The organism is Flavonifractor porci (assembly GCF_037572415.1).
Lineage (GTDB): Bacteria > Bacillota > Clostridia > Oscillospirales > Oscillospiraceae > Flavonifractor > Flavonifractor porci.
Map to the genome: position 1 here is coordinate 1 of NZ_JBBHLB010000034.1, position 4,533 is coordinate 4,533.

The following is a 4,533-nucleotide window of genomic DNA, read 5'->3' on the forward strand; positions in this document are numbered from 1 at the left end:
ACCGCCTTTGAGCGCCTGTGCGACAACGCGGTGATGGGCTACCTGGCCCAGGCCCGCCGCATCCCCTTCGGGGAGCAGGCGGTGATCGGTTACCTGTATGCCAGGGAGAACGAGTTTACCGCCATCCGCACCATTCTGTCCGGCCGCATGGCGGGGCTGGACGGGGACACCATCCGGGAAAGGCTGCGTGAAGCCTATGTCTAAATACAGAATCGCAGTGCTGGGAGACAAGGACAGCGTGCTGGGCTTCAAGGCCCTGGGGCTGGATGTGTTTCCCGCCGAGACCGTGGAGGAGGCCAAAGGGACCCTCCACCAGCTGGCCAGGGAAAATTACGCGGTGATCTACCTCACCGAGCAGTACGCCGCCGGTATGACGGCGGAGGTGGCCCGGTACAAGGATGAGCTCACCCCGGCCATCATCCTCATCCCCGGCAAGGACGGCTCTCTGGGCATCGGCATGGCCAACGTCAAGAGCGCCGTGGAACGGGCCGTGGGAGCGGATATTCTTTAACTGCTGACTGCACGGGTCAAATGGGACGATGTGGGCATCGTCCCCTACACGCGCAGATCTTTCATTGCTCTGTAGGGGCGGGTGCCCACACCCGCCCGCACCCCCGACCGAGCCCAGCGCAAGCGGGTCGGACGGGGAGGAGGAGGCGCAACAGAACGAGTGAGTGTTCCCGTTTACGGGGACGCGAAGGATGTGAAGTTTGCGCCGACCAGAAAGAAGGTTGAGCTATTTGAGCGGAAAAATCGTCAAAGTCTCCGGTCCCCTGGTGGTGGCCACCGGACTGACCGACGCCAACATGGCCGACGTGGTCCGCGTGGGCGAGCAGCGCCTCATCGGTGAGATCCTCACCATGAACGGCGACTCCGCCTCCATCCAGGTCTACGAGGAGACCTCCGGCCTGGGCCCCGGCGCCGTGGTGGAGACCACCGGCGCCCCCATGTCCGTGGAGCTGGGCCCCGGCATTATTGAGAACATCTACGACGGCATCCAGCGCCCCCTGGAGGGCATCATGAAGGTGGCGGGCTCCAACAACCTGCCCCGCGGCGTGGAAGTCCCCGCCCTGGACCGGGAGAAGAAGTGGCAGTTCAACGCCACCGTCCAGCCCGGCGCCAAGGTCATCGGCGGCGACGTCATCGGCACCGTCCAGGAGACCAGCGTGGTGCTCCATAAGATCATGATCCCCCCCAAGATGAGCGGCACCATCCAGTCCATCCAGTCCGGCGAGTTCACCGTGCTGGACACCGTGGCCGTTTTGGTGGACGATCAGGGCGAGAAGCACCAGCTGACCATGGTGCAGAAGTGGCCCGTCCGTGTGGGCCGCCCCTACAAGCATAAGTATCCCCCCAAGACCCCCCTGCTGTCCGGTCAGCGCATCGTGGACGCCATGTTCCCCGTGGCCAAGGGCGGCACCGCCGCCATCCCCGGCCCCTTCGGCTCCGGCAAGACCGTCATGCAGCACCAGCTGGCCAAGTGGTCCGACGTGGACATCGTGGTCTACATCGGCTGCGGCGAGCGCGGCAACGAGATGACCGACGTGCTCCGGGAGTTCCCCGAGCTGGTGGACCCCCGTACCGGCGAGTCCCTGATGAAGCGGACCGTCCTCATCGCCAACACCTCCGATATGCCCGTGGCCGCCCGTGAGGCCTCCATCTATACCGGCATCACCATCGCCGAGTACTTCCGCGACATGGGCTACCATGTGGCCGTCATCGCCGACTCCACCTCCCGCTGGGCCGAGGCTCTGCGTGAGATGTCCGGCCGTCTGGAAGAGATGCCCGGCGAGGAAGGCTACCCCGCCTACCTGTCCTCCCGTCTGGCCCAGTTCTACGAGCGGGCCGGCATGGTGGAGTGCATCGGCTCCGACGAGGACCGCCGGGGCTCCCTGACCGCCGTGGGCGCTGTGTCGCCTCCCGGCGGCGACCTGTCCGAGCCTGTCTCCCAGGCCACCATGCGTATCGTTAAGGTGTTCTGGGCCCTGGACGCCTCCCTGGCCTACCGCCGTCACTTCCCCGCCATCAACTGGCTGAACTCCTACTCCCTGTACCTGGACTCCCTGAAGCCCTGGTACGACGAACACCTGGGTCCCCAGTTCATGGTCAACCGCGACAAGTCCATGTCCATCCTCCAGGAGGAGGCCAGCCTGAACGAGATCGTGCAGCTGGTTGGTAAGGACTCCCTCTCCGCTGGCGACCAGCTCACCCTGGAGACCGCCAAGATGCTGCGCGAGGACTTCCTCCAGCAGAACGGCTTTATGGAAGTGGACTGGTACTCCAGCTACGAGCGCCAGGACAAGATGATCCAGATGATTCTGGACTACGACAAGCTGTGCCGGGCCGCCATCGAGAAGGGCGCCCCTGTGGCAGAGCTGTTTGCCATTCCCTTCCGTGAGCGGATGGGCCGCGCCAAGAGCGTGCCCGACGACCAGTTCAAGGCCGTCTACGCCGATATGGCCCGGGAAATGGAAGAGCAGATCGAGGCCATTGCGGCCAAGGGAGGTGAAGAGGTATGATCCGTGAATACCGTACCATTCAGGAGATCAATGGCCCCCTGATGGTGGTCCGCAAGGTCTCCGGCGTCACCTACGACGAGCTGGCCGAGATCGAGCTGTCCGACGGCTCCATCCGCCGCTGTAAGGTGCTGGAGGTCAACGGCGATAACGCGGTGGTGCAGCTCTTCGAGTCCTCCGCCGGCATCAACCTGGCCCAGTCCAAGGTCCGCTTCCTGGGTCACCCCCTTCAGCTCCCCGTGTCCGGCGATATGCTGGGCCGGGTGTTCAACGGCATGGGCCGTCCCATCGACGGCGGCCCCGACATCATGGCCGAGGAGTACCGTGACATCAACGGCCTGCCCATGAATCCCGCCGCCCGCGACTACCCCAACGAGTTCATTCAGACCGGCATCTCCACCATCGACGGTCTGAATACCCTGGTCCGCGGCCAGAAGCTGCCCATTTTCTCCGGCTCCGGCCTGCCCCACGCCGCCCTGGCTGCCCAGATCGCCCGTCAGGCCAAGGTGCTGGGCGAGGATACCGCCAACTTCGCCGTGGTGTTTGCCGCCATCGGTATCACCTTCGAGGAGTCCGACTTCTTCGTGCAGGAATTCCGCCGCACCGGCGCCATCGACCGTACCGTGCTGTTCACCAACCTGGCCAACGACCCCGCCGTGGAACGTATCGCCACCCCCCGTATGGCCCTTACCGCCGCGGAGTACCTGGCCTTTGAGAAGGATATGCACGTGCTGGTCATCCTCACCGACATCACCAACTATGCCGAGGCCCTCCGTGAGGTGTCCGCGGCCAAGAAGGAAGTCCCCGGCCGCCGCGGCTACCCCGGCTACCTGTACACCGACCTGGCTACCATGTACGAGCGCGCCGGCCGTCAGCTGGGCAAGAAGGGCTCCATCACCATGATCCCCATCCTCACCATGCCCGAGGACGACAAGACCCACCCCATTCCCGACCTGACCGGCTATATCACCGAGGGCCAGATCATCCTGTCCCGCGAGCTGTACCGCAAGGGCGTGAATCCCCCGGTGGACGTGCTGCCCTCCCTGTCCCGTCTGAAGGATAAGGGCGTGGGCCCCGGCAAGACCCGTGAGGACCACGCAGGCACCATGAACCAGCTGTTCGCCGCCTACTCCACCGGTAAGGAGAACAAGGAGCTCATGAGCATCCTGGGCGAGGCCGCCCTCTCTCCCACCGATCTGCAGTACGCCAAGTTTGCCGACGAGTTTGAGAAGCGCTATGTCTCTCAGGGCACCGATGAGAACCGCTCCATCATCGAGACCCTGGACCTGGGCTGGGATCTGCTGAGCCTGCTGCCCAAGGCGGAGCTGAAGCGCATCAAGCCGGAGTATATCGAGAAATACCTCCCGAAAAAGGAGGGATAAGGTATGCCCGCAATTAATGTAAATCCCACCCGGCAGGAGCTGACCCGGCTGAAAACCCGGCTCAAGACCTCCATCCGGGGCCACAAGCTGCTGAAGGATAAGCGGGATGAGCTGATGAAGCAGTTCATGGACGTGGTGCGGGAAAACCGGGCCCTGCGGAAGAAGGTGGAGGACGGGCTGATGAAAGCCCACGGCTCCTTTACCGTGGCCTCTGCCCTCATGTCCTCCGAGATGCTGGAGCAGTCCCTGCTCTACCCCAAGCAGTCTGTGGAGCTGGACATGACCTTCCAGAACATCATGAGCGTCAACGTGCCCGTCTACCAGTTCCGGACCAAGAGCGACGATGCCGGGGAGATCTACCCCTACGGCTTTGCCAACACCTCCGGCGAGCTGGACGGCGCGGTGGACGCCCTGTCCGGGGTGTTTCAGGATATGCTCAGGCTGGCCGAGATCGAAAAGACCTCCCAGCTGCTGGCGGAGGAGATCGAGAAGACCCGCCGCCGGGTCAACGCCCTGGAGTATGTGAAGATCCCCCAGATGGAAGAGGCCATCAAGTATATCTCCATGAAGCTGGACGAGAACGAGCGCTCCAACACCATCCGTCTGATGAAGGTGAAGGATATGCTCCTCAAGGA

General features: G+C 63.6%; 5 protein-coding genes. All 5 read left to right on the plus strand.

Annotated elements, in window-relative coordinates:
- Window positions 1-204, plus strand: a 204-nt coding sequence (locus tag WHJ28_RS16395) for a V-type ATPase subunit (protein WP_340043085.1), incomplete at its 5' end; no start/stop codon positions are given.
- Window positions 197-511 carry a V-type ATP synthase subunit F gene (locus tag WHJ28_RS16400; protein ID WP_340043086.1) on the plus strand — a complete coding sequence of 105 codons (315 nt, stop codon included), beginning with the start codon at window positions 197-199 and terminating at the stop codon, window positions 509-511. The genes WHJ28_RS16395 and WHJ28_RS16400, both read left to right, overlap by 8 nt.
- Window positions 512-740: 229 nt before the next feature.
- A complete protein-coding gene (locus WHJ28_RS16405; RefSeq protein WP_340043087.1) occupies window positions 741-2,519 on the plus strand; it encodes a V-type ATP synthase subunit A in 1,779 nt (592 codons plus the stop codon).
- Window positions 2,516-3,898, plus strand: a complete 1,383-nt coding sequence (locus WHJ28_RS16410; RefSeq protein WP_340043088.1) for a V-type ATP synthase subunit B — start codon at window positions 2,516-2,518, stop codon at window positions 3,896-3,898. Before WHJ28_RS16405 ends, WHJ28_RS16410 begins: the two co-directional genes overlap by 4 nt.
- Before the next feature lie 3 nt (window positions 3,899-3,901).
- Window positions 3,902-4,533: V-type ATP synthase subunit D (locus tag WHJ28_RS16415; RefSeq protein WP_340043089.1), on the plus strand; the 632-nt coding region annotated here is incomplete at its 3' end.

Bases quoted from the DNA above. Each gene is read 5' to 3' on its own strand.
- WHJ28_RS16400 (WP_340043086.1), top strand. From the start codon at position 197: ATGTCTAAATACAGAATCGCAGTGCTGGGAGACAAGGACAGCGTGCTG.
- WHJ28_RS16410 (WP_340043088.1), top strand. From the start codon at position 2,516: ATGATCCGTGAATACCGTACCATTCAGGAGATCAATGGCCCCCTGATG.